31 protein-coding genes are annotated in these 21,241 nt (G+C 64.4%); 30 read left to right on the top strand and 1 reads right to left on the bottom strand.

Features of this window, described 5'->3' with window-relative positions; translation table 11 throughout:
- Positions 1-201 precede the first annotated feature (201 nt).
- From ACOMD9_RS10670 to ACOMD9_RS10600, 15 genes are all read left to right on the top strand, one after another.
- A complete protein-coding gene (locus tag ACOMD9_RS10670) occupies positions 202-648 on the top strand; it encodes a hypothetical protein (protein ID WP_421414582.1) in 447 nt (148 codons plus the stop codon).
- A complete protein-coding gene (locus tag ACOMD9_RS10665; RefSeq protein ID WP_421414579.1) occupies positions 638-1,108 on the top strand; it encodes a PD-(D/E)XK nuclease family protein in 471 nt (156 codons plus the stop codon). Before ACOMD9_RS10670 ends, ACOMD9_RS10665 begins: the two co-directional genes overlap by 11 nt.
- A gap of 65 nt (positions 1,109-1,173) precedes the next feature.
- Positions 1,174-1,698, top strand: a complete 525-nt coding sequence (locus tag ACOMD9_RS10660) for a hypothetical protein (protein ID WP_421414577.1) — start codon at positions 1,174-1,176, stop codon at positions 1,696-1,698.
- Positions 1,695-2,018, top strand: a complete 324-nt coding sequence (locus tag ACOMD9_RS10655) for a hypothetical protein (RefSeq protein WP_421414576.1) — start codon at positions 1,695-1,697, stop codon at positions 2,016-2,018. Before ACOMD9_RS10660 ends, ACOMD9_RS10655 begins: the two co-directional genes overlap by 4 nt.
- A 4-nt stretch (positions 2,019-2,022) precedes the next feature.
- Complete coding sequence (locus tag ACOMD9_RS10650) at positions 2,023-2,910, top strand: DsbA family protein (RefSeq protein ID WP_421414573.1); 888 nt, start codon at positions 2,023-2,025, stop codon at positions 2,908-2,910.
- A 2-nt stretch (positions 2,911-2,912) separates the two neighbouring features.
- Positions 2,913-3,098 carry a hypothetical protein gene (locus ACOMD9_RS10645; protein WP_421414571.1) on the top strand — a complete coding sequence of 62 codons (186 nt, stop codon included), beginning with the start codon at positions 2,913-2,915 and terminating at the stop codon, positions 3,096-3,098.
- Positions 3,099-3,640: 542 nt separating this feature from the next.
- Positions 3,641-4,087, top strand: a complete 447-nt coding sequence (locus tag ACOMD9_RS10640) for a thermonuclease family protein (RefSeq protein WP_421414569.1) — start codon at positions 3,641-3,643, stop codon at positions 4,085-4,087.
- 13 nt (positions 4,088-4,100) lie between these two features.
- On the top strand, positions 4,101-4,484 hold the full coding sequence (locus tag ACOMD9_RS10635) for an FHA domain-containing protein (protein WP_421414566.1): 384 nt from the start codon (positions 4,101-4,103) through the stop codon (positions 4,482-4,484).
- Positions 4,485-4,745: 261 nt separating this feature from the next.
- A complete protein-coding gene (locus tag ACOMD9_RS10630) occupies positions 4,746-4,961 on the top strand; it encodes a hypothetical protein (protein ID WP_421414564.1) in 216 nt (71 codons plus the stop codon).
- A gap of 42 nt (positions 4,962-5,003) precedes the next feature.
- Positions 5,004-5,645 (top strand): hypothetical protein, encoded by a 642-nt coding sequence (locus ACOMD9_RS10625; protein ID WP_421414562.1) that lies wholly within the window; start codon positions 5,004-5,006, stop codon positions 5,643-5,645.
- 710 nt (positions 5,646-6,355) lie between these two features.
- The gene (locus ACOMD9_RS10620) at positions 6,356-7,177 is read left to right on the top strand and encodes a hypothetical protein (RefSeq protein ID WP_421414559.1); all 822 of its coding nucleotides are present in this window, start codon (positions 6,356-6,358) and stop codon (positions 7,175-7,177) included.
- Positions 7,174-7,518 carry a hypothetical protein gene (locus tag ACOMD9_RS10615; protein ID WP_421414556.1) on the top strand — a complete coding sequence of 115 codons (345 nt, stop codon included), beginning with the start codon at positions 7,174-7,176 and terminating at the stop codon, positions 7,516-7,518. Before ACOMD9_RS10620 ends, ACOMD9_RS10615 begins: the two co-directional genes overlap by 4 nt.
- Positions 7,519-7,739: 221 nt before the next feature.
- A complete protein-coding gene (locus ACOMD9_RS10610; RefSeq protein ID WP_421414555.1) occupies positions 7,740-8,642 on the top strand; it encodes a DUF2726 domain-containing protein in 903 nt (300 codons plus the stop codon).
- Between the two features lie 11 nt (positions 8,643-8,653).
- Positions 8,654-9,823: a recombination-associated protein RdgC gene (locus ACOMD9_RS10605; RefSeq protein ID WP_421414552.1), complete on the top strand. Its 1,170-nt coding sequence runs from the start codon at positions 8,654-8,656 to the stop codon at positions 9,821-9,823.
- A gap of 93 nt (positions 9,824-9,916) precedes the next feature.
- Complete coding sequence (locus tag ACOMD9_RS10600) at positions 9,917-10,861, top strand: nucleotide exchange factor GrpE (RefSeq protein ID WP_421414550.1); 945 nt, start codon at positions 9,917-9,919, stop codon at positions 10,859-10,861.
- 29 nt (positions 10,862-10,890) lie between these two features.
- Here ACOMD9_RS10600 and ACOMD9_RS10595 read toward each other — a convergent pair whose 3' ends face one another.
- Complete coding sequence (locus ACOMD9_RS10595; RefSeq protein ID WP_421414549.1) at positions 10,891-11,655, bottom strand: hypothetical protein; 765 nt, start codon at positions 11,653-11,655, stop codon at positions 10,891-10,893.
- A 298-nt stretch (positions 11,656-11,953) separates the two neighbouring features.
- Between ACOMD9_RS10595 and ACOMD9_RS10590 the strand changes: the two genes are divergently transcribed.
- The 15 genes from ACOMD9_RS10590 to ACOMD9_RS10520 all read left to right on the top strand — a co-directional run bounded on the left by ACOMD9_RS10590 (position 11,954) and on the right by ACOMD9_RS10520 (position 21,192).
- The gene (locus ACOMD9_RS10590; RefSeq protein WP_421414546.1) at positions 11,954-12,178 is read left to right on the top strand and encodes a hypothetical protein; all 225 of its coding nucleotides are present in this window, start codon (positions 11,954-11,956) and stop codon (positions 12,176-12,178) included.
- A gap of 50 nt (positions 12,179-12,228) precedes the next feature.
- Positions 12,229-12,861, top strand: coding sequence for a hypothetical protein (locus ACOMD9_RS10585; RefSeq protein WP_421414545.1), 633 nt, complete (start codon positions 12,229-12,231; stop codon positions 12,859-12,861).
- A gap of 3 nt (positions 12,862-12,864) precedes the next feature.
- Positions 12,865-13,095 carry an acylphosphatase gene (locus ACOMD9_RS10580; protein WP_421414544.1) on the top strand — a complete coding sequence of 77 codons (231 nt, stop codon included), beginning with the start codon at positions 12,865-12,867 and terminating at the stop codon, positions 13,093-13,095.
- A gap of 2 nt (positions 13,096-13,097) precedes the next feature.
- Positions 13,098-13,829: a DUF2786 domain-containing protein gene (locus tag ACOMD9_RS10575; RefSeq protein WP_421414543.1), complete on the top strand. Its 732-nt coding sequence runs from the start codon at positions 13,098-13,100 to the stop codon at positions 13,827-13,829.
- On the top strand, positions 13,826-14,461 hold the full coding sequence (locus ACOMD9_RS10570; protein ID WP_421414541.1) for a site-specific DNA-methyltransferase: 636 nt from the start codon (positions 13,826-13,828) through the stop codon (positions 14,459-14,461). The genes ACOMD9_RS10575 and ACOMD9_RS10570 overlap by 4 nt, the downstream gene beginning before the upstream one ends.
- A 15-nt stretch (positions 14,462-14,476) precedes the next feature.
- Positions 14,477-14,842, top strand: a complete 366-nt coding sequence (locus ACOMD9_RS10565) for an exonuclease/endonuclease/phosphatase family protein (protein ID WP_421414539.1) — start codon at positions 14,477-14,479, stop codon at positions 14,840-14,842.
- Positions 14,811-15,563: an endonuclease gene (locus ACOMD9_RS10560; RefSeq protein ID WP_421414538.1), complete on the top strand. Its 753-nt coding sequence runs from the start codon at positions 14,811-14,813 to the stop codon at positions 15,561-15,563. The genes ACOMD9_RS10565 and ACOMD9_RS10560 overlap by 32 nt, the downstream gene beginning before the upstream one ends.
- Before the next feature lie 95 nt (positions 15,564-15,658).
- Positions 15,659-16,693, top strand: a complete 1,035-nt coding sequence (locus tag ACOMD9_RS10555) for an AAA family ATPase (RefSeq protein ID WP_421414536.1) — start codon at positions 15,659-15,661, stop codon at positions 16,691-16,693.
- Positions 16,694-16,843: 150 nt separating this feature from the next.
- On the top strand, positions 16,844-17,089 hold the full coding sequence (locus ACOMD9_RS10550; RefSeq protein ID WP_421414535.1) for a hypothetical protein: 246 nt from the start codon (positions 16,844-16,846) through the stop codon (positions 17,087-17,089).
- Between the two features lie 24 nt (positions 17,090-17,113).
- Positions 17,114-17,698, top strand: coding sequence for a hypothetical protein (locus ACOMD9_RS10545; RefSeq protein WP_421414533.1), 585 nt, complete (start codon positions 17,114-17,116; stop codon positions 17,696-17,698).
- 35 nt (positions 17,699-17,733) lie between these two features.
- The gene (locus tag ACOMD9_RS10540; protein WP_421414531.1) at positions 17,734-18,321 is read left to right on the top strand and encodes a hypothetical protein; all 588 of its coding nucleotides are present in this window, start codon (positions 17,734-17,736) and stop codon (positions 18,319-18,321) included.
- A gap of 50 nt (positions 18,322-18,371) precedes the next feature.
- Positions 18,372-18,710 carry a hypothetical protein gene (locus ACOMD9_RS10535; protein ID WP_421414529.1) on the top strand — a complete coding sequence of 113 codons (339 nt, stop codon included), beginning with the start codon at positions 18,372-18,374 and terminating at the stop codon, positions 18,708-18,710.
- A gap of 12 nt (positions 18,711-18,722) precedes the next feature.
- The gene (locus ACOMD9_RS10530) at positions 18,723-19,628 is read left to right on the top strand and encodes a 3'-5' exonuclease (RefSeq protein WP_421414527.1); all 906 of its coding nucleotides are present in this window, start codon (positions 18,723-18,725) and stop codon (positions 19,626-19,628) included.
- A 10-nt stretch (positions 19,629-19,638) separates the two neighbouring features.
- A complete protein-coding gene (locus ACOMD9_RS10525; protein ID WP_421414525.1) occupies positions 19,639-20,124 on the top strand; it encodes a nodulation efficiency, NfeD-like protein in 486 nt (161 codons plus the stop codon).
- Positions 20,125-20,127: 3 nt separating this feature from the next.
- Positions 20,128-21,192, top strand: a complete 1,065-nt coding sequence (locus ACOMD9_RS10520; protein WP_421414524.1) for an SPFH domain-containing protein — start codon at positions 20,128-20,130, stop codon at positions 21,190-21,192.
- The last annotated feature ends 49 nt before the right edge of the window (positions 21,193-21,241 follow it).

The following is a 21,241-nucleotide window of genomic DNA, read 5'->3' as shown; positions in this document are numbered from 1 at the left end:
GGGTGGTGATAGCCCTACAACCTCTGGGTTGTTCGGTCATTACAAGCCCAAGAGAGCCGTCACAGCATCCATGCAGAGCCGATAGAGCCACCTTGGAGTCGCCGAATTACCGCTCCACACGAATACGAACCGCCGACACCGTCTTGTGTGTCCTTACAACGTCCCCTTAGCGGCCCTAGAGAGCCCCGGGAGGAAGCCTATATGAATGCATCTATGACCCCCACTGAGCACCAGACCTACTGGCTCGACGAACTCGAGTGTGCCCTGCTGGCGCTCGATGACGCGCCAGTTGAATGCGACGGCATGACCTACGCCCTCAGTCTTCTGCTCACGGACGCGGGCATCCCTCACCGCGCCTACTGTGGCTATGTTCGCGACAGCCGACGCCAGGCGGTCGTGAGCCCCCACTGCTGGATTGCCCTCGACAGCGGAGACATCCTCGATCTGCGCCTGCGCATGTGGCTGGGCGACCACGACGAGATTCCGCATGGCGTGGTTCCGGTGCGTGACCAAGCCTGGCTGGAGTACCAGGGCCACCGCATCCATGGAGCACCGTTAAGCCGCTCGATCCTCAGCGTCATGACGGACGGGCGTATCGACCAGGTGCGCCTGCCTCCGCCGCCACAGGAGAATCGCCATGGGACCTGAACTGTTCACCCTCTTCCTGATGCTGGCGCTGGGGGTCACGCTGATTGACGCCATCAGTCGCCGCGTATTCGGCAAGCGCGTCCACTGGACCGCCAGGGAACGCATGCCGCGGGAACTCCAGCTGAGTCAGCTGGTGATGTCGGAGTCGCCGATCCGTACCCAGACCCCGGTCGCGCTCCATGGCACGCCAGACCAGGTGTTCCTCAACCACAAGGGCATGCTTGTCCCGGTGGACACCAAGCTGCGCCGCGATGCCCGGACGACGTCCGCAGATCGGCTGCAGCTCTCCGTCTACGCCACGATTCTCGCGCATACCCGCCCCGAGCCCGTGGCCGGCTACGGCTATGTCCGCATCATCACCGCCGGGAACCGCCCCCGGTACCGAAAGGTATGGCTGCTCCCCGAAGGCAAGGTCATCGCCAAGCAACGGGCCATTCAGCAAGCGGCGGCTAGGACATGAGCGCCCTCCCGGTACTTACGTGTCACAGAGCCCTTCAAGGGCACGTCCAGACCCCTTGCGTATTGGTGGATATCCGTATCATCGAGGACAAGAACCCAACAAGCGGATCGACACCTGAAATGCGGCTACTGAACACATTGCTGGAGGATCAGGGGCCGGAGGTGCTGGAGTTTGTTGATGAGCTCCTGGGGCGCAAGAACGGCCTGCTCGACTACCGAGTCCAGCAGGCATCGTTCACCGACATGGCGCTGTGGGGGGTCGATGCAGAGCAGTGGAGCCTGGCCAAGCGAGCCGTCGCCGTACAGCGGCTTCACGAGCGACTCACCGCGGCGTTTCCCTACGTCACCCTGAGTCACCAGAAAGGCCTGCAGGCGACGACGTCGGGCCAGTGGTTCTGCATCGAGGCCGGCGAGAGGCTTCGCCCCATGGTGATCACCACCTGGTTGGGCCGAGACGTCGACCTGATCGACGAAATGACCTTCAGCCAGATGGTCCAGGCGCTCCCCAAGGGGTGGACGCTGATCCTGCAAGGCCGGAGAACGACACAGAACATGATCGCCAGCGCGGCTGGCCGGAGGGTAGAGCAATGAGCACCAAGGACACTGCCAGCGATGAGCGTCTGGACTTCACCGAAGCCGAGCAGGAGGCCTTCAGCCGCTGCGCGACGCTGACCCTGCTCGCCATCGCGCTGCAGGTGCTGTTCTTTCCGGACCTCGGGATGTGGGGGGCAGCCGTGATCGGCGCCTGCGGCACCGTGCCGGTCATGCTGGCCTATGGCCGTAACAAGCCCCTGCTGTTCGGCGTGGCGATCGCCACCATGGCCGGCATCGGGGTCCTCGCCCAAGTCATCTACGGCCTGTTCTACCGTGCCGCGTTTGGCGTTTTTGAAAGCCTGCTGGCGCTTACCTGAACCCATGAAGAAGGAAGACCTCGTGTCCGAGTCAACGACCACCACCAGCAAGACCCTACCGCTCGCCCTGGGAGCCGCGGTGGGGGTCGGCCTTATTGCCGCCATCGGTTACACCGCCTGGAGTGCCAATCTGAAGGCCGATGACACTCAGCAGGCTGTTTCGCAGCTGACCGATGCCGTCACCACCCTGGTCGAGTCACAGTCCAGAACCCAGCAGTTCTCCAGCCAGGAAGCGTTTCAGGAAGCGGTGAGCGCCTCCATCCGCGCCCATGCCGAAGAAGCTCGGCAAGCGGAAGTGGATGCCCGGTACGCCCCCTATGAAGCCGCTGCCGAGGAGACGCCCGAGGGACAGTGGATCTACGGCAACCTCGACGCACGCTTCACTCTCGTCGAGTACGCCGACACCGAGTGCGGCTACTGCAAGCGCTTCCATGGGACACCCAAGTCCATCGTCGACGGCAGCAATGGCAACGTGAACTGGGAGTACAAGCATCTGACCGTGCTGGGGGAGACCTCGGTGATTCAGGCCCAGGCCGCCGAGTGCATCGGCGAGCAGCTTGGCAACAAGGGGTTCTGGGTCGCGGTACAGGAGATCTATGACAAGACCGGCAGCAACGGCACGGGCGCCGGCAACCTCACCAAGCTCGCGGCTAGCGTCGGAGCTGACGAAAGCGCGTTCCAGAGCTGCATGGCAGAAGGGCGGCACCGCGACCTCATTGACCAGGAGACGCAGATGGCGCGATCCCAGGGCATTACGGGCACGCCGGCAACCGTCGTGGTCGACAACCAGACTGGCCAGATGCAGCTGCTGGCTGGCGCCCAGCCGGCTCAAGCCTTCATCGCGGCCATGAAAGGGCTAGTCGCAAGAGCCGCTGAAGAAGGGGAGGGGTGATCATGGCGCTGCCTATCCCGCCCGTCGGCCTGGCCATTGCAGTAGGAGTCTTCCTCATGCGCTCGTCCCTCAGTGGAGTCGTTCTCGGGTCCATCTTCACCCTGGCCGCGTTCCACCTGTGGCCTGAGAAGATGCAGACGCCGCTCGCATGGGTAGGCCAGGGGCTGCAGGCCGTCGGACTCCTGTAGTGACCTCAGCCCATCATCTATCACCGAACACCTCTCGGCAGTCCCGGGAGGTGTTCCGCATGCGGAACACCTCATCGCCACGATGGGACAGTGCGAAACGGGTGAGGGCCCGCTTCTGGTGTTCCGCATGCGGAACACCTCAACGTCACGATCACAGGGTAAAGGGGCGGGAGAGGACCTGCCTCTGATGTTCCGCATGCGGAACACCTATGCCACGTGAAAACACCACGATCCCTGGCCATGACGCCAGGGGCCATGACATGTCGTGTTCCGCATGCGGAACACCTGGGATTCATCCATGCGCGATGGTCTCGCCCATATCGCATCGCCACCAGAGGCTCACGATCATGACTATCCATAGCCCTTTACCCCTCAGATGGGTCGCTGCATCCTTGCTGGCGCTGGCGGCCTCTCCCGCACTCAGCCAGACCTACGAGGGGCGAGTCACCCATGTGCTGTCTGCAGATAGCATCCGAATCACGGTCGTCACCACCTGCCTCGAAGCGGGCTGCCCTGAGCTGGGGGACTCGCTACGGGTCGAGATGTCCGAGATCGATGCGCCTGAGGTGGGACAGCCACACGGTGACACCGCCAGCGACGCGTTGCTGGCGCGACTCCACGAAACCGTGGTGACAGTCATTCAGGAAGGGACCAGCGAGCAGGGCCGGCCGATCGGGCATCTCTACCTGGATGACGAATGGCTGAATGGCTGGGCCGTCAGCGAAGGGCACGCCTGGGTCCATTCACCTTCCGCCCAGACCATGGCGCTGCATGACCTCCAGGATGAAGCGCGGAGAGAGGGTCGAGGCCTGTGGGCGGGTCAGGCCCCGGTACCGCCGTGGCAGTGGCGTGACGGGGACAGAACAGCCATCGACGATCCAACATCATCCGCACCGCCGAAGGAGCGTTACAGCCAGATAGCCCCAGACGCAGTGGATAGCGCTCATGACCTGATGCGTGGCGCGACACGTGCCGAACCCAACGGATAAGGAGCCAGTTGCCATGTGGTGTCTCCGCCTGCTTTACCTGGGCCACCGCTATATGCCGATGCGACCCGATACTCTTCTGGTCATGACGGTCATGCTCGTCATCATCGGGGCCGGTGCCGCTACCCTGTACATGGACAGCGAGCAGCCATCGCTGCTGACGGTAGGGGTTGGCCTCGCCGTGACAGTGCTCCAGGTTACTGTCATGGTCCGTTTCCCGGGCATCGCCGACGGCCTCTCCTGGAGCGGCCTGATAATCGAGGAATTGAAGTCATCCAACGGCGTTGTTCCAGATGCCGGCAGGGGGGCTGCCAGGCGACAGATCGTCCGGCACCTCGAAGAATCCGGCGATGTTCCTGATGAGGTCGTACGACGCTGGCTGAGCGCCTCGCGGGCATAACCTCTCGGCGCCGCTCCCTTCGGCGCCAGTGTCAGCAACTGTCTCCGTTGAACGACAGGCACCGGTATTCACCGTCTCCGTTGAACGACATGTACCAGTGCTGACCGTTTTAATACTATGATAAAAAATAGCCTATCTCCTGATCGGACTATTATTTTGAAAACGCCCATGAAGGGCATTAGCGAAAGGCACAACAAGCGTCAGCGCTGCTAGCGTGGTAGCTACCTGCGACCGATGGTCGCGCACGCCAGGAGTGCAGACATGAGCCTTTCAGCAAAGCACCGTGTACTGGACAACTTCATCCGCGCCTACCGCCTTCACCACGGCCGTGAGCCGAGCATCAGTGAATCGAAGGGCTACCTCTGGGTAGATGGCCGTGGCGGCTATCTGCTCGAGGAGGTTGAGGAGATGACCGCGGCCCTTCAGAGGGACGCACCAGGGAGTGCCGCCGCCAGCATCTCAGCTGGGGCACACTGAACCAAGGACGGCAGCCAGTGCCTAAAGCCGCGGAGACGGCCTATGAAGAATGAACGCCCCGTGACAGCGCGTCGACAATCGACAATCGAGAGAGCCACAATGCCCGCTAGTTTCTTACAGGAAATGGCCTATCAGTACCTGACCGATAAGGAAACGCGTGATCGCGTTCAGGTATGGCAAGCCTTCCGACAGCACAGCGATGCAGAGCTGGCCGTACAGTGCAAAGTCCATCTTGGCCTTGAGCGCTCACCCTTTACGGACCAGGAGCTCACAGAGGCTTTCGCCCAGCTGCGCGTCGCCAATGCCGGCGACCTGGGGGTCTATGCCCTGAAGTTACTGGGAGGAGGGAACCTGCCTCTGCGTCCCAGGGATCTCACTGAGACCAAGCGTGTCCAGCTGGCCCTGCTTGAGATGTTCGCAGCCCGTAGCCTCGCTGCCACCCAGCAGCAGGGCCCGACCAGCACCAACAGCGCCATGACAGAGCTGCTGGGTATCTTCCCTGACGATTCGACTTCAGCTACTGCGCTCTCCATGGCCGATATCGCCGACAAGTACGGCATGTCATCGGAGGAGCTGGAGCAGGCAGTGGCTGCAGAGGAGAGGGCGCTTGCACGGCGTCGCGATGACATCCATGACGCCCACTACCCCGTGTTTCAGCGGTCTTCGGTCGTTTCCCTGCATTGATGCTGCTGATCAGGTGTTCCGCATGCGGAACACCCCTCCCTCGTACCTGAAAACCCGGATTTCGGCTCGAACGGTCACCTGATTTGAGGCTGACTCGAGCCATCATCCCAGCTTCGCCCTCACATCCCGCCCTCCTCACAGGTGTTCCGCATGCGGAACACCTGTGAGGCTTGGTAGTGCCTTTGGTGAAATTAATGCCTTCAGTCCTTTAAAGGCATTACCACCCCCCTTGCATCTCTGCCGATATCCGTAAAGTAGGGCTCACGCCCACCACGCGTGGTCCAGATCTGTGCGGAGGCTTAGGTGAACCGAGACGTGCCCATCGCTGAGCGTGACCCGATCGTGCATGTGCCGTGCGCCTGGCAGATGCCCGATCCCGAGTGGTCCCCCTATCCACCTGACGTCGATGCCCTACGCGCCGCAGGCGGACAGGCATATTACTGGGTGCGTGGCTGGAACTTCGTAACGCCGGTCATGGCTGAGGTGGTGCTGATCACGCACAGCGATCCACCCGAGCAAAGCGTTATCGTCCGCCGCGTGGGGGAGCAAACCCTGGATGAGCCGGCCAGAAGCCCGCGGTTCACCAACCTGGAGCTGCTCCCCAACTGGCACCCCCTGGAGTGGGCAGGCCCTGTCGCCGGCGCCAGCTGCCGCCAAGCGGCAAGGCCTCCAGACGTTCCATCGTGTCACCAGAACGAGGGAGGTGAAGCATGATCGATTGGTTGAGTCCCATCCGCCTCACCGGGACCGGGGACGAAGAGGGCGCCTTCGACAACGCCATGACGGAAACCGAGATCGCGGCGGTGGCGGATCAGTGGCTTCGGCAACACCACTGGGAGACCTACCCTGAGGTGGTCATCGAGACCTTCCCGGGGCGGCCTGACATCATCGCCACTCGCGCCAGCATCTGCCAGGTGATCGAGTGCAAGCGCTCCTTGACCCTAGGGGTCGTCGAACAGGCCTCTCGCTGGCACTGGCACTCCCGTCCCGAACAGAGCGGGATGCCACACCTCATCTGGATCGTGGTCCAGCGGAGCCGAGGGCGTCGCAACGAACTGCTCTGCCATCTGATCCGCGAGTTCGGCCTGGGCCTCATGACCATCGAGAAGACTCCTGCGCTGCGCTTTCGGTATAGCGACGAGGAGGAAGTGCGCCCCCAGGAGTACCGGCTCCATCAAGAGATCTGCCCCAGGCTCCAGCCCGGATCTCGACGTGCTGCCAAGACGCTGATGGCCCACCTCAACCCCGACATGCGCATTGCCACGCCCGGGGCCCGGGGCGGCGAAACGACCTTCATGACCCCCTTCAAGCGGACCATGGCCGCCATCGAACAGCTCATGGCTGACGGCAAGGAACACCACATCGACCACATCCTAGAGTGGCTCAATACCCGCGGGGGGCACCATTACGCCACCGACCGCAGTGCCAAGTCGGCATTGCCCGCCCATCTGGACCGCCTCGGGTACCGCCGCACCCGCGACTATGGCCCCTGGTTCGCATCTCCTGAAACCAAGAAGGAAGCACTCGTATGAGCAAGCCGTTCCCCAAGCCGCTGGTGACGTTCGACCTGGACGCCTGCCCCGACAACCTGCGCACGCAGCTCGAAGCCTGCATGCTGGGCTCGCCGGAAGGCGCCATTGTCACGCTAAGCCCCACCCTCGACGCATCGAACCGGAAGATCGCCCAGATCGAAGAGAGCCGTCGGGCCATGTCGGTCCTGCTCTGTCAGTGGCGCGATGCGTATCGTCAGCTGTTGGATGCCGAGTCGGAGGAGCGCGGAGGCCTGGCGCCCATCGACACCGTCCCGGCGTCACTGCGCAAGCACCTCGACGACCTGGATCGCGCAACCGCCCAGGGGTATCCGTTGCCCTGAGGAGCATTCCCAATGAAGGTCTCGACCAAGCAGTGCTGGCACTGTGGTAGCGACGTCCTGCGCTTGTTCCGAAGCACCAACGAGAAGGTCTGCCACATGTGCGGCACGGAGATGCCTTGGTACATCGAGGAGGGGCAGAAGCCGTTGCTGAGCGCATCGCGGGATGGCGAGCCGGTGCTCCGCGTGGCGCCTAAGGCCGTTCAGCGTCACGGGAGGACGTCATGAGCTCGCGCCGCCGACGCAACAAGAAGGATGATTATGTCGTGCTGGCGCTGTTCACCTTGGCGCGGCATACCCCCTGGTGGGGCAATGTGCTGGTGGCGATCGGGGTCTACCTGGGGCTCACCTGGGCCGCTGCGTCGCTGAACAACACCGGGGGGGCCATGGTGGGCTTCTACTCGCTGTTCGCCCGGCTGGCCCACTATGGCAGCCTCCTGGTACCCGCGCTCTATGTGCTGTATGCCCTGGTTCAGTTGATCCATGGCGCAACCGCTGCACGCCAGCAGCAGGCCTCGGATCTTGCGTCATCCCTCACGACGTCCAATCAGGGGCCAGGGCCCTCAGGGGACTCGCTGCGCCAGCAGGCCATTCGTGCGGGGACCAAGTCCGCCCAGGAGCGAGAGGCGGATGATGCCGTCAGCCGGGTCGGGCTCGAGTCCACTTTCGGGACACCCTCGAGCCTACTGCCCGGCGATGGCCGCAACCTGTCCGAGACGCTGATCGAGCAGGGCGACGCCTATCTCCCCCAGGCATCACTGCTCACCGATGCCGAGCGGCGGGCCTATACCCAGCTGCGTCAGCTCTACGGAGAGTCGGTCCTCATCTGTCCCAAGGTACGCGTTGTCGATGTCATCACCCCGAACACCGCCATTCACCCGCAGCGCTCGCGCACCTTCACGTCGCTGTTCCGGCAGCTGTCCCAGTGGCATCTGGACTTCGTGCTGGTCGACCCCGCTACCTTTCAGATCCTCTGCGCCCTGGAGCTCGATGACAGCAGCCATCAACGCGCCGACCGCATGAAGCGCGACCGCATCCTGAATAGCGCCTTTCTCAGTGCAGGTGTCCGCCTGGAACGCCTGACCTTCCGTAACGGCGAACTGCACGCCACACCTGTCACGCAATGAAGGAGAACCCCATGTGGTTCAAGACAGCCATCCTCTATCGTATTCACCAGCCGCCCCAACTGGCGGCCGACGCCCTCGCATCCGCCCTCGAGGAGCATGTGAGCCGCCCCCTGGAGGGGAACAACCCCAAGCGCATGGGCTGGACAGCGCCCGCAGGTCGCAAGAGCGACATGCTGCTGCACGAACTCCAGGGCCACCGCTTGATGACCGCCCTGCGCCAGGAGCGCCTGCTGCCGGCCAGTGTCGTTCGTGAAGAGGTCGAAGAGCGTTGCGACGAGATCGAGGAGCGCGAAGGTCGCAAGCTGCGCCGTCAGGAGCGCCTCACCATCAAGGAACAGGTCATCGAGGAGCTGTTGCCTCGGGCCTTTGTGCGCTCCAAGAAGGTGGATCTTTGGTGGGACACCCGCCGCGACCTGCTCTGCGTGAACGCCGGCAGCCGCAAGGCCGCCGAGGAGGTGCTGGACCTGCTGCGTGAGACCCTGGGTAGCCTCAAGGTGACCCCGCTCGCCACCCAGGAGCTCCCGGTCAGGGCGATGACCCGTTGGCTCAGCGAGCCCGACAGCCGTCCTGCGTGGCTGCTCCTCGGTGACCAGGCCCAGCTTCGGTCCAAGGGCGACGACGCCAGCTTCACGGCGCGTCAGGCCGATCTGGAGGGCGACGAGGTGCGCTCCATGGTCGAGGCTGGCCGACAGGCGACCAAGATCGCCATCACCCTGGAGGGGCAGGCCTCACTGGTGCTGCAGGACGACTTCACCTTCAAGAGCCTGCGCTTCGATGATGCGCTGATCGAGGAGGCCAACAACGCCGAGGATGACGACGACGCGATCATCCGCCTGGAGACCGACTTCGTGCTCATGGCGGACGCCCTGGCCCACCTCATCGAGCAGATGCTTGCCGCCCTGGGGGGTGAAGCCAAGGCCACGCCGGCAACGGCTAAGGCGTCGCAGGAGAGTGCGGCAGGGGAGGGTGATCCCAGCGACTCCCGGGGCGCTGCTGACGAACAGGCGCCAGCGGGCAGCGGCGACGATGCGGTAGCCACTGAGCACGCAGAGGTGTCGGCTTCTGCCTCCTTGCCTACTGATGACGATGAGGGTCGAGTAGGCGGCGAGACCGGTCCTCGAGAAGCGCTCGGCGCCACGTCAGAACAACACGAGGAAGAGGACGAGACCACGCACGCCTGATCAAAGGGCCGGCCCGGCTCCGTGCGGGACCGGCCCTCGAACCGGCGCGAGGCGGCGCGGCAGGACACCACGACACAGGGAACCGAGGACTTCATGACCAAGCCCATTGATGGCACCGACGTGTATGTCACGCACCCCATCAACCTTCACGACGCGATCCTGGCGCGATCCTTCCCATTGAAGTGCACGCGCCAGTGGCAGTGCTCGAGGTGTCGCGGGGTCGGCAGCCTCGTGGCTCCCCCTCCTTACGGGCGGGTGCGGTGTGGCACCTGCAAGGGCCACGGGAGCGTGCCCCGCACCGAGACGTTGTCGGTGGTCCCCGATGCGGGGCAACGGGACAGCCGGGCCATGCAGTTTCGCTACCCGGGCGAGGGGAATTGCGGCTTCCGCGGTGGCCAGCCAGGCGACCTGTTCGTCACCGTGGCGGTCACGCCCGATGAGCGCTTCGAGATCCGCGGCAAGGACCTGGTCTGTCGCATCCGCAAGGACGAGCTGTTCCAACCTCTCCCGTCGCTTGGAAAAGACCGAGACACTTCCCCACCCTTGGTCGAAGGATTCTATCTACAGACCGACGGCCAGTTCGTGGTGAAGGGGCGAGGTGGTTACCAATGGGGCAATCCGACCCGTGGCAGCCTGGTATATGTCTTGAGCAATCACGCCCCCCTGGACGCGGGGAGCACGGAATCTCCGAAGAAGAAATCGGCCGAACAGGCAGCCGCCATCGCCGCCATCGCCAGTGAATTGCTGCCTTCTATCGACAGTCTCGAGAAGGCCCGGGACGCCATGCGCGGACCCACGGACGCCGACCATCGCGAGGGGCTCGAGCTGATCCTCGACATGCAGAGAAAGGTGCTGGCGCGTCATGGCATCGAGGTCATCCCGGCAGCGGGCAGGGTGTTCGATCCGCATTGGCACGAGGCCGTGGCCCTGGACACCGAGGCGGGAGCGCCCAAGAACCGGGTGACCCGCGTTCTGCAGACCGGGTACCGCCATGGGCAACGCCTCCTGAGGCCGGCGAGGGTGATGGTGAGCGGGTAGCTCGGAATACGCAGTGCCCACCACCGCCGCTAGCGGTGGTCTTGGCGAGGCCAGCAATCAAGGCAGACATGCAGCGGCATGTAGATGGGCTCCTTGCCACAGTGCTCGCAGGGCTCCCAGAGCTGCCCCGTGGGTTCGGGGATCGAGGGCTCGGGGATCTCCGGAGTGGGAGCGGCGGCTTGCTCCTCCAGACGGCCACGCCAGCGGCGCTCCGCAAGCTGCCGGGAGAGCACCGTCTCGGCGTCGTACTGGGGATAACGGAAATCCCCCCAACCGCTACATGCCTCCTCGGCCAGGCACGGAACACCCAGCTCACGACAGGCTGCCTCGTAGTCCACGCGTGTCAGGGCCATGGGATACGCCTCCGCCTGGGCGATCCGCTGTTCGGCCTCGGCGTACTGCGCGGGGATAGCACGAAGGGCGTTCACGTCCAGGTGGCGCTTGGCTTCCTCAATGGCGGGCCCGATCTCGGCAACCTCGGATAACGCCATATCCCAGATCACCGCGGTCATTCGTGTCTGGTGGCGCGACAGATCGGGGCGGTGGTGACCGGTGACGGAGATGCCGAAGTAGGTCGTGGTGCGAGCGCCCTGGCCATCGGTGGTGGTGCGAGCGGTGTAGGTGATCCTGAAGTGTGCCACGGCATCTCGGGTCGACTCTCCGGCGGCGTTGACGAGCTCCGGGTAGACCCCAGCACTATGCACCAGCACCGGCACACCCGCGTGGAGGAAGTGATCGTCCAGGTGCTTGGCGTAATACCCCGGGCAGACGGTCCAGCTGGCAACGCTCTCCATACGTACTCCTGATCAGGTTATCCGGCTGGAGCCGGTGCAGTGGCCGAGTGGCGGTCGTGGTTACCGTCACGATAGGCGCCGCACGCCGTTATGCAACCTCCCCACACGACTGGCTCACACACCTCTCGCAGAAGTGCCCTCAAGGGCACGCTGACACTTCGGCACATCGCGCCCGGCAGGCACACTGTTGCCGTCAGAGGGACGCGCCTCTTGCATAAGCCCCGTTTCCAGGGAAAGTAGGGCGGCACGAACGCCACCGGCCTTCGCCAATGCGCGACCGAGATAACGAGGAGGACTCATGTCGGATTTCCGCAACACACGACTCGGCGTCACCAATGCCGCCCGCCTGATGGACGTCCGCGTCACCGAGCTCAAGCAGGCGGTGCGCACCGAACAGCCGCTCCATGGCGTCATGCCGCCACGCCCGATCGGCCACCTCGGCAAGTCCGCGACCGAGATGTACTTCAACGCCGGCGAAGTCATGGATGCCGCTGAGGCCATCAAGGCGGCTCGACGCCGCTGACGGGTGTGCCCCCGGCCAAGCCCACTCCCTGAGACAAGGACCCCCCAGCCATGCATGACCTCCTGTTCACTGCCGCCCCGGTGGTCCACCGCGAAACGGCACCGCTCATTCGCCGCACGGCCGACCCGGTCGCCGAGACCGTCCGCCTCGAACCTTTCGAGGCCACCCTGGTGTGGCTGCGCGACACCGAAGCCACCCTGCGGCTGGTGCACCGTGGCGCCACGGTGAAGGAGCTGGCCACCTACAACGACTACTACGGCTTCCTGCGCAGCGTGGACGGCGCCCTGGAGGACGCCCCCGGGCTCTGTGACAGCTACCGGGTCACCTCGGACAGCGAGCTGGCGCTGCAACTGGATCTGGTGGTGATCGACACCTGCGTACTGCCAGCGCTTGAGGAGAAGGCCTGGGGGCACAAGGCTGCCTATCGTCGCCTGAACTGGAACGACACCTGGTGGCGCCATGATGCCGAGCTGCTGATGGCCTGGGAGTCCACCCTGCCGGAAGAGCGAACCCGGCTGCTGGGGCAGCTCGAGGTGGTGTCACCCGAGCCTAAGCGCGTCGCCACGCACATCGGGCTGTGGCACAGCCTGCGAGACGGCGCCGAGCCCGCGCTGAATCAAGAGGCCCTCGCCATCCTGAGCGCCCTGCGTCAGGACGCACTGGCCCTGGCCGAGGCGGGCTAGTCGATGTTCGCCAAGGGCCCCATGCCGGGCACAACGGCCAAGCGCGATGCCGAGCGCCATCTCCCCGACGGCGTCTACTGCCGGCGCAGCGAGGCCATGGGGATCACCGGCTATGTCGTCTACCTGCCGGACGGGACACCGATCGTGTCGGCCGGCAATGCCCAGCAGGCCTGGCAAAAAGCCGAAGCCTGGGGCCAACGTCACCTTGCACCCTCAGAGCCCACCAGGAGCTGACCATGGACCGCCGAGCCCTCGACAAGATCAAGAAGTGCCTGCGTCTCGCCAAGAGCGACAACGCCAACGAGGCCGCCGCCGCCCTGCGCCAGGCCCAGAAGCTGATGGCCAAGCACGGCCTCAATGACGTCGACGTGCAGCTCGCCGACGTGACGCGCCATCGCGCCAAGAGCGGTGCTGTTTCCCATCCCCCGCGCTGGATGTGGCTGCTGATGAGCCTGATCAAGGAGGCCTTCGGGGTCGAATACGTCTATCACTCCGAACGCGGCCCGCAGACCCGCTGGCGCATGGAGGGCAGTGCCGACTTCATCGGGGTAGGGGAGGCCCCCGAGGTCGCTGCCTACGCCTTCTCGATCCTGCACCGCCAGCTCAAGAAGGACCGCAGCGCCTACCTCAAGGAACTCCCGCCCCGGATGCGCAAGGGCCTCAAGACGCGCCGCGCCGATCTCTTCGCCGAAGCCTGGCTGAGCGCGGTGTATCAGAAAGTCAAAGACCTCACGGTACCGGTGAAGGAGTCGCAGCTGGTGGCGACCTGGATGGAGCGTGAGTACGGCGAGGAGGGCATCGAGGCGGCCCGAGACCGTCGCCACAAGGGCGCCCTGCTCGGGGATGCCGAGGCGATCCGCGAGGGCATCGAGAAGGGTAAGCAGGTCCAGCTGCACCACGGCGTCGCCGGCAGCGCCGCACCCGAGGCGCTGCCCGGCAGGGTGGCCGAGGCAGAGGCCCTTGCATGATCACAGCAATCCGTACCCTGACAGCACTCCGAGAGGCCGCCGACGCGGCCTTTCTGCCACGCTGCCGGCCGATCCAGTGGGCCAGCAAGTCGCGCCAGCAGCTCAACGTCGCCTGGGAGCCGATTCTGTGGTTCGCCAAGGACCCCGCCAGGGTGAAGAGCGACAACCGTCGTGTCCTCGAGGCCTACACCCCGCGCCAGCAGGCCCTGATCGGCAGGGGAGGGGAGCAGCGCACGGCCAGCTACGGCGACGGCGCCTACCGGCTGCGCCCGGGCGACTTCGGCGCCGAGACTCCGGGGCGGATTCCCCGCAACGTGCTGCGCCGCGGCCCCCGCTGTCCCTGGGGAGACCGCTATCGCCAGGCGGCGCAGGGCCTGGGACTGCCGCTGCACGGGGCGGCTATGCCCTACACCCTCCCCGAGTTCTTCATCCGCTACCTGACCACCGAGGGGGACCTGGTCGTCGACCCCTTTGCCGGGCGCTCGATGACCGGACGTGCCGCCGAGAGCCTGGGCCGGCGCTGGATGTGCACCGAAATGATGCTCGAGTACGCCCGCGGCGGGGCCGAGCTGTTCCGCGACGCCCCGGGGTTCGACGCCCCTCTCGATCCCCGCCGGCTGTTTGCCGCCTGACTCAAGGAGACCCTGATGCCTCGCTCCCTTTGCCGCCTCGCCCTGGTACTGCTGCTGGCGCTGATCCCCGTCACCGTACTCGCGGACATCGTCATCGGCTCATGGAACATCCGTCATCTCGGCTACGACAATGGCAAGCGCTTCGACCAGGTCGCCCAGATCGCCCAGACCATGGACATCATCGCCATCCAGGAGGTGATGGACCCCTCGGCCGTGGATCATCTCGAGCAACTCCTCGAGAGGCAGACCGGTGAGTCCTGGCGGTCCATGACCAGCCACCTGATCGGCCGGGGCTCCTATCGAGAGGCCTACTCGTTCCTCTACCGAGACGCGAGCGTGGAGTATGTGGATGGCGCCGTGGTGTTCCTGGACCACCGTTGACACCTTCTCCCGGGAACCCTACTCGGCTCGCTTCCGCAGCCGGCACAGCGGGACCGAGTTCGTGCTGGCCAACATCCACGTGCTCTACGGCAACTCGGTCAGCGACCGCCTGCCGGAGATCCATGCCCTGGCGGACTACTGGGACTGGCTCGAGGAGGTCTACGGCGACACCCCCCGGGTGCTGGCCTGCGACTGCAACCTGGCCTCGGAACATCGCGCCTGGCGCCCGCTGCGCGATCGCGGCGTGGACTCGGTGGCCAATGATGGCGCCACCACCCTGAGCAGCCACCATGGCGTCTACGCCAACGAGTACGACCACCTGTGGCTGGTCCCCGGCCGGCTGCCGGTCAGCGACGCCGGCAAGCTGCGCTTCCCCGAGCTGCTCGGCATCAGCCATGAACAGGCCCGGGGCACCGTGTCCGACCATGCCCCGGTGTGGATCACCCTCGGCGACGCCCGACGCCCCCTCGACGCTTTCCAGGGCACGGTATCCAGCACCCAGGCGCCAGTGGCGGCCAATGATCCGGTCTACGACTGCGTTGACCTCAACCGCAGCCCTCGTGACGTCCTGGAGCGCCTGCCCCATATCGGCGAAGCACGCTCAGGGCACGTGATGGATGGTCGCCCGTGGGACGCCCCGGAGAGCCTGCAGCGCATCCGTGGCCTGGGGCCCTCGCGGGTGGGGGACATCATCGAAAGCGGCCTGCTGTGTCAGAGGTAACCAAGTAGGCTGCTCGCCTCTCAAGACGCATCCAGCATCCGGGCGTTGATCCCAAGAAATATAAGTTGATCTGAGCGACCTTCAGGAGATCACACATGACTGATACACCTGCAAACCAGACGAGCCCACCTACTCTCGCCCTAGTACGGGGGTGGCCTGGCTCCGGAAAGAGCACATTAGCCCGCACACATCTGCCTTCGTTCCACCAGCGTGAAGCCGACATGCACCTAGTCGACAAGGAAGGTCGATACCACTTCACTCCTAAGCGTGCCTCGAAGGCTCATGAAAAATGCCAAAAGGAAGTAAAGGGCTTGTTGACTGCCGGCGAAGATGTCGTCGTTTGCAACACCATGTTGTCGAAGATAAGCCTGAGTGAATACTTCTCCATTGCAGCATCTACGAACAGTCGAGTATGCGTGATCGAGTGTTCAGGTGAGTTCCGGAATGTCCATCGAATCCCCTCCAGACGCGTAGCCGAGATGCGCCTGCAATTCTCACCGGCCTATGGCCACCTTGCGTTCTCAGTGCCGGTAGTCGACGCGACCTGTCTTGGCGGGGAAGGAGGGGGTGAAGAGGATATCCGGAAACATGCCGCGCTGCTCCACTGCGACCTCTTGCGCAGTGGAAAGAGCACCAGGGGAAAGATATGGCCATCCTCGATTACGCAGCAGATCAAGGTCGTGGCAGAGGCGCTGAAGGATCTTAGCCCCGAGACACGCCCGGGATGCACGCCAACCGAATTGAAAGTCTGTATCAAGCTCGTCGGACGCGCTTTTACAGTGACATTCCGGCGCCATCTCTTCGGCGGTGTGGGGAATTGGATCTTGACGGGTATACACCTGTCAACGCCAAGCGCAATGCCGAGAAACAAGATGCGCTCATTGAGGAAAGAGTCAGCAGAATTGACCGCTCCTTACAGATGGCTGAAAGCCTTCGATTCTAGGCTTCGGTTCATAGGTTGCCAGGACCAAGCAACTCCAAACGATACCGCCATGGAGCTGCTTGGCATCGTGGAACTCATGACGAACGCTCCCAGCATCGAGGAAAGTGCTGCCGCACTCGAAAGCCTGGCCATTAGGCGGAGAGCTGATGAATATGGGGTTCTCGTTCCTGCCAGGTCGGCGTTCTGAGGAGCATTCACCAGTCAAGAGATTCGCCACTTCCGGTACCCGCTGGCTTGGTACCGATGGGACATCATGGCACCGCCATGCCCTTGCATGATGACCGCTTGGTGAGACGCTACCGGTACATCCCTCGACCCGACACCCGTGGAGGAGCCCATGCACATTCCTAAGCACCAGCGCGTGCCGCTTATCAGGCGGCGCCAGAAGGCCGGTGGTCGCCCCGCTGATCCCGACGGCGAGCTCGCCACTGCCCGTCGCCTGGGGTTCAACCCAAGCACTTGGCGGCACCGGATGCGCAAGGTGAAGGCCGGCAAGATGACCCTCGAGGAGGCCATGACCAAGCCCATCATGGGTCGCGACGAGTACAGCCGATTGGGTGGCCGCATAAAGCGAACCGTCTAACTCACAGGAATAAGGAGTAACCCAATGTCATTGAGTCGAGCCCTTCGCGCAGCTGGCCTCGCCCTTGTCTTCGCTGGATCGGCATTGCTGGTACTGCTCCCGCTGGTAGGCGAAGCGGAGGCCCGTTCCAGATCGGGGAGCTCAACAGCCTCTCAGGGCAGCAGCGGAATCGATCTTGCCACCGGCATGGTGATCGGTGCCGGGGCCGCGGCGCTGATGTCGTCGGGTCGTAGTGATGCTGGAGAGGCCACTTCAAGACCGATGGAGCATGTCACCGAGTCCTTCTCTGGAGGGAAGCATCAGATCTCGGGAGTGAAGCGCTACAAGCGCAACGGTTGGGTTCGTGATGATGGGTACCAGGGCGCTGATCAATTTCGCAGCTGCCCCGAGGAGGGGCGACTTCGTCGCTACCAAGGCGACGTGGCCTGTCGGTTCAACGAAGGAGGTCTGTTCTCTCGCAGCTGGCGGCATGAGCCCACACAATCAGTCGCCGAGCTGATGACCGCTGAGTACAACGTGGCTATCACAGTGGAAACGGTGCAAGTCGTGGAGGACGAGCTCTATGTCCAGTTCGACAGCCATGGAACAAGCACCTCGTCAAACGAGTAAGCCACCCCAACGCCACACCGACAAGGATCACACGCATGCCAAGCTACCGTGCCCAGTCCGACAAGCGCGTCATCCACTTCCACGGCGACCTGGGCGAGCATTGCGCCGACTGCAGCGACGTGGCGGGCTGGCTGTGCGACTTCCCGATTGGTGGCGACCTGACGTGTGATCGCCGTCTCTGCGAACGGCATGGCCGGGTGGTGGGTGACAACGCCCATTACTGCCTCACCCATTACCGGCAATGGCGAGCCATGAACCCTGGCGAGCCCGACTACCAGATGACGCATCTGCGTCGCGACACCCTACCAGCCATGGCACAGGTAGCCCTGGGCTTTCTCAAGGAAGCCTTCGATCGCCGCGACCAGGGGCACAGGGGGGAGGGCATCACACCGTTCCTTCGCAACAGCGCGATCCCGCTGGGTGCCGATGGCGTCAGGGTCGGCCAGGGTGACGTGGCCGATGCCCCCTACGAGTCGCTGGCGGGCGGCCTGCACTGGTGCCTCGAGCATGACCTGATCGAGGTCTGCTGGCGCCAGCCACCGGGGCGCGACCCCCAGCCGTGGTTCGCCATGACCCGAAGCGGTCTGGCCGTGATGGAAGGTGAAACGGTGGAGCGGGGCTGACGCCCGACGCCACCGGCCCAGACAACCGGACGTCACGAGGAGACCCTGACGTGAAGATGACCAAGGGCGACTACGTCGCCTTCCTGAACGACGACACCTTCTGGCCCGACGGCTGGTGTCACGACGAGACGCTGTTCCGCATCGATGGCCAGGAGGTCGAGGAGGTCGGCACTTCGCTCCCTGACAGCACCGTGATCCTCATCGTCGACGGCGTCGTGGCCGATGCCGACCTCAACCCGATCCGCTCGCTCAAGGCCCATGCCCGCCGCTGGCAGAAGGCCCAGCGCGTTCGCCAGGTGGTCATCGAGGTCCCCCGCGAGGTCGACGACAAGGCCCTGCGCCAGCACCTCAAGGCAATCGGCGCCAGCCTCCACACGCCCAGCACCTGAACGGAGCTCATCATGACCGATACCGCTTTCCCGCTGGACATGGTCCCCACGATCCAGGCCGCCCCTCAGGACTACCGGCTTCTGCAACGGGTGCCGCTGACGCGACAGGACACCACCTTCCCCGCGGCGATCAATGCCCCGGTTGGGGATGAAGCCCCGCTGGTGATCGTCGACGTCGAGACCACCGGCCTCGAGGCGGAGACAGACCGCATCATCGAGCTGGGGCTGGTACGCGCCAGCTACAGCCCCTCGGCCAAGCGGCTGACCACGATCCATGACGCCTACTCCCGCTACGAGGACCCGGGGCGCCCGATCCCCGAGCTGATCACCCGCATCACCGGCATCACCGATGACGACGTGGCTGGCCGCCGCATCGACGACGCCTGGGTAGGGATGATGATGGCCGGCGACCCGCTGGTGCTGGCTCACAACGCCCCGTTCGACTGCGGCTTCCTGGAGGCCCGCTTTCCCGCCTTCGATGGCCAGCGCTGGGGCTGCACCGCCAGCGAGATCCCCTGGAGCGAGCTGGGCTTCGAGAGCCGCAAGCTCGAGTACCTGCTGCTCAAGCACAACAGCTTCTACGAGGGCCATCGCGCCAGCATCGACTGCCTCGCCACCGCCTGGCTGCTAGCGCTACGCCCCGATGGCTTTGCCCAGCTGCTGGACAACGTGGCGCAGCAGACCGTCGTGGTGAGGGCCTTCGGCGCCCCCTTCGAGGTCAAGGATTTGCTCAAGGCCCGGGGTTACCGCTGGCATCCCGGCGATGCCGGCAGCAACAAGTGCTGGTGGTGCGAGATCCCCGAGACGTCGCTCGCCGCCGAGCGCGAGTTTCTGGACGCCACCTACTACCAGGGCGCCGAACGTGCCGCCTACGAATTCCGTGACGCCCGTCGTCGCCATCGCAACGCCGTCGCGTGAGGAGACCCCGATGGAATGGAGCATCACCTACCTGTGGCTGATCCTGGCGCTGGCGCTTGGGCTTGCCGAGCTCACCACCGGCAGCCTGGTGTTGCTGGCGCTGGCGATCGCTGCCGGGCTCACCGGGCTGACGGCAGGCCTTGGCGCCTCCTTCGTCTGGCAACTGGTGGCCATGGGCCTGCTGTCCGGCGTGCTGGTCCCGATCATGGTGTGGAAGGTGCGCCCCTGGTTTTCCCCACGGGGTGTGGCTTACGGCACCACCGGGACCGGGGTCGAGAAGGGCCAGCTCTACACCACGCAGCGCCGTGACTTCGACGACGCCAGCGGCATCAAGATCAACGGTGACTTCTATCGACTGCGCGTCGAGGACACCTGCGAGACCGAGCTCCCTGCGGACACCTCGGTCGTCTTCCAGCATTTCGACGGCACCACCGCCGTGGTGTCCCGTCACTCACTCGCCCCCACCGGGGGCACCCATCGCGACAAGGAGCACTGACCCATGGACAGCATCTTCTCAATCAGCCCGGGATTCTTCATCGCCGGGCTCATCCTGGCCATCGGCATCTCGGTCATCATCAAAGGCCTGGTCGTCGTACGCCAGTCGGAAGTGATGGTCATCGAGCGCCTCGGCTCATACCACCGCCTGCTGGAGAGTGGCATCAACCTCATCATCCCCTTCATCGAACAGCCCCGCGCCATCACCATGGTGCGCTATCGCAAGATGGGCGAGGAATACCAGGCCGTCACCAGTCACGAGGCACGTATCGACCGGAGGGAAACCGTGATGGACTTCCCTGGTCAGCCTGTCGTCACCACTGACAACGTCACGGTGCGCATCAACGGCGCCCTGTACTACCAGATCATCGACCCCAAACGGGCCGTCTATGAGGTTGAGAACATGAGTCAGGCCGTGGAGGTGCTGGCCAAGACCACCCTCAGGAGCGTCGTGGGCAAAATGGAACTGGATCGCCTTTTCGAATCCCGGGCGGAAGTGAACAACGAGATCCAGGCCGCCATGGAGGAGCCGGCATCGAAGTGGGGGGTGAAGATCTCCCGCGTCGAGGTGCAGGACATCGCCATGCCCGGAGAGGTGGAAGAGGCCATGCGCCTGCAGATGGCCGCCGAACGCAAGCGGCGGGCCACCGTGACCGAGGCCGAAGGGGAGAAGGCCGCTGCCATCGCTATGGCCCAGGGGCAGAGGGAGTCGGCGATCCTCAATGCCCAGGGGGACAAGGAGTCAGCGATCCTGCGTGCCCAGGGCGAGCAGGAATCCATCAAGCTGGTGCTCAGCGCCATCGGCGAAGAGGAAGAGCACAAGCGCACCGTGGTCGGCTACCTGCTGGGTCAAAGCTACATCAAGGCGCTCCCGAACCTCGCCAAGGACGGAGAGCGGGTCTTCATCCCCTACGAGAGTTCCGCGCTGCTCGGCTCCATGGGCATGTTCCGCGAGCTCGCCGGCTCGCCGGAGGACGCCGTGGCCAGCCACCTGACCACCTCGACCGACCGTGCCGCCATGCGCAGCGGCATGGCCGCCGGCGCCGGGGCGAGCGCCAGCAACAGCTGATCCCTTCATCGCACCATCGTGACACCGGGACGCGAGCGCCGCTTGCGTC

It is taken from the genome of Halomonas terrestris (assembly GCF_049166755.1).
GTDB lineage: Bacteria > Pseudomonadota > Gammaproteobacteria > Pseudomonadales > Halomonadaceae > Halomonas.
The sequence above is the reverse complement of the archived record's forward strand: the minus strand, read 5'-3'. Positions and strand labels throughout refer to the sequence as shown.

Bases quoted from the DNA above. Each gene is read 5' to 3' on its own strand.
- ACOMD9_RS10520 (WP_421414524.1), top strand. From the start codon at position 20,128: ATGGACAGCATCTTCTCAATCAGCCCGGGATTCTTCATCGCCGGGCTC.
- ACOMD9_RS10625 (WP_421414562.1), top strand. From the start codon at position 5,004: ATGAAGAATGAACGCCCCGTGACAGCGCGTCGACAATCGACAATCGAG.
- ACOMD9_RS10655 (WP_421414576.1), top strand. From the start codon at position 1,695: ATGAGCACCAAGGACACTGCCAGCGATGAGCGTCTGGACTTCACCGAA.
- ACOMD9_RS10665 (WP_421414579.1), top strand. From the start codon at position 638: ATGGGACCTGAACTGTTCACCCTCTTCCTGATGCTGGCGCTGGGGGTC.
- ACOMD9_RS10570 (WP_421414541.1), top strand. From the start codon at position 13,826: ATGATCACAGCAATCCGTACCCTGACAGCACTCCGAGAGGCCGCCGAC.
- ACOMD9_RS10620 (WP_421414559.1), top strand. From the start codon at position 6,356: ATGATCGATTGGTTGAGTCCCATCCGCCTCACCGGGACCGGGGACGAA.
- ACOMD9_RS10640 (WP_421414569.1), top strand. From the start codon at position 3,641: ATGTCCGAGATCGATGCGCCTGAGGTGGGACAGCCACACGGTGACACC.
- ACOMD9_RS10565 (WP_421414539.1), top strand. From the start codon at position 14,477: ATGCCTCGCTCCCTTTGCCGCCTCGCCCTGGTACTGCTGCTGGCGCTG.
- ACOMD9_RS10555 (WP_421414536.1), top strand. From the start codon at position 15,659: ATGACTGATACACCTGCAAACCAGACGAGCCCACCTACTCTCGCCCTA.
- ACOMD9_RS10615 (WP_421414556.1), top strand. From the start codon at position 7,174: ATGAGCAAGCCGTTCCCCAAGCCGCTGGTGACGTTCGACCTGGACGCC.
- ACOMD9_RS10585 (WP_421414545.1), top strand. From the start codon at position 12,229: ATGCATGACCTCCTGTTCACTGCCGCCCCGGTGGTCCACCGCGAAACG.
- ACOMD9_RS10530 (WP_421414527.1), top strand. From the start codon at position 18,723: ATGACCGATACCGCTTTCCCGCTGGACATGGTCCCCACGATCCAGGCC.
- ACOMD9_RS10540 (WP_421414531.1), top strand. From the start codon at position 17,734: ATGCCAAGCTACCGTGCCCAGTCCGACAAGCGCGTCATCCACTTCCAC.
- ACOMD9_RS10560 (WP_421414538.1), top strand. From the start codon at position 14,811: ATGGCGCCGTGGTGTTCCTGGACCACCGTTGACACCTTCTCCCGGGAA.
- ACOMD9_RS10670 (WP_421414582.1), top strand. From the start codon at position 202: ATGAATGCATCTATGACCCCCACTGAGCACCAGACCTACTGGCTCGAC.
- ACOMD9_RS10635 (WP_421414566.1), top strand. From the start codon at position 4,101: ATGTGGTGTCTCCGCCTGCTTTACCTGGGCCACCGCTATATGCCGATG.
- ACOMD9_RS10630 (WP_421414564.1), top strand. From the start codon at position 4,746: ATGAGCCTTTCAGCAAAGCACCGTGTACTGGACAACTTCATCCGCGCC.
- ACOMD9_RS10645 (WP_421414571.1), top strand. From the start codon at position 2,913: ATGGCGCTGCCTATCCCGCCCGTCGGCCTGGCCATTGCAGTAGGAGTC.
- ACOMD9_RS10545 (WP_421414533.1), top strand. From the start codon at position 17,114: ATGTCATTGAGTCGAGCCCTTCGCGCAGCTGGCCTCGCCCTTGTCTTC.
- ACOMD9_RS10580 (WP_421414544.1), top strand. From the start codon at position 12,865: ATGTTCGCCAAGGGCCCCATGCCGGGCACAACGGCCAAGCGCGATGCC.
- ACOMD9_RS10575 (WP_421414543.1), top strand. From the start codon at position 13,098: ATGGACCGCCGAGCCCTCGACAAGATCAAGAAGTGCCTGCGTCTCGCC.
- ACOMD9_RS10610 (WP_421414555.1), top strand. From the start codon at position 7,740: ATGAGCTCGCGCCGCCGACGCAACAAGAAGGATGATTATGTCGTGCTG.
- ACOMD9_RS10650 (WP_421414573.1), top strand. From the start codon at position 2,023: ATGAAGAAGGAAGACCTCGTGTCCGAGTCAACGACCACCACCAGCAAG.
- ACOMD9_RS10550 (WP_421414535.1), top strand. From the start codon at position 16,844: ATGCACATTCCTAAGCACCAGCGCGTGCCGCTTATCAGGCGGCGCCAG.
- ACOMD9_RS10600 (WP_421414550.1), top strand. From the start codon at position 9,917: ATGACCAAGCCCATTGATGGCACCGACGTGTATGTCACGCACCCCATC.
- ACOMD9_RS10525 (WP_421414525.1), top strand. From the start codon at position 19,639: ATGGAATGGAGCATCACCTACCTGTGGCTGATCCTGGCGCTGGCGCTT.
- ACOMD9_RS10605 (WP_421414552.1), top strand. From the start codon at position 8,654: ATGTGGTTCAAGACAGCCATCCTCTATCGTATTCACCAGCCGCCCCAA.
- ACOMD9_RS10590 (WP_421414546.1), top strand. From the start codon at position 11,954: ATGTCGGATTTCCGCAACACACGACTCGGCGTCACCAATGCCGCCCGC.
- ACOMD9_RS10595 (WP_421414549.1), bottom strand. From the start codon at position 11,655: ATGGAGAGCGTTGCCAGCTGGACCGTCTGCCCGGGGTATTACGCCAAG.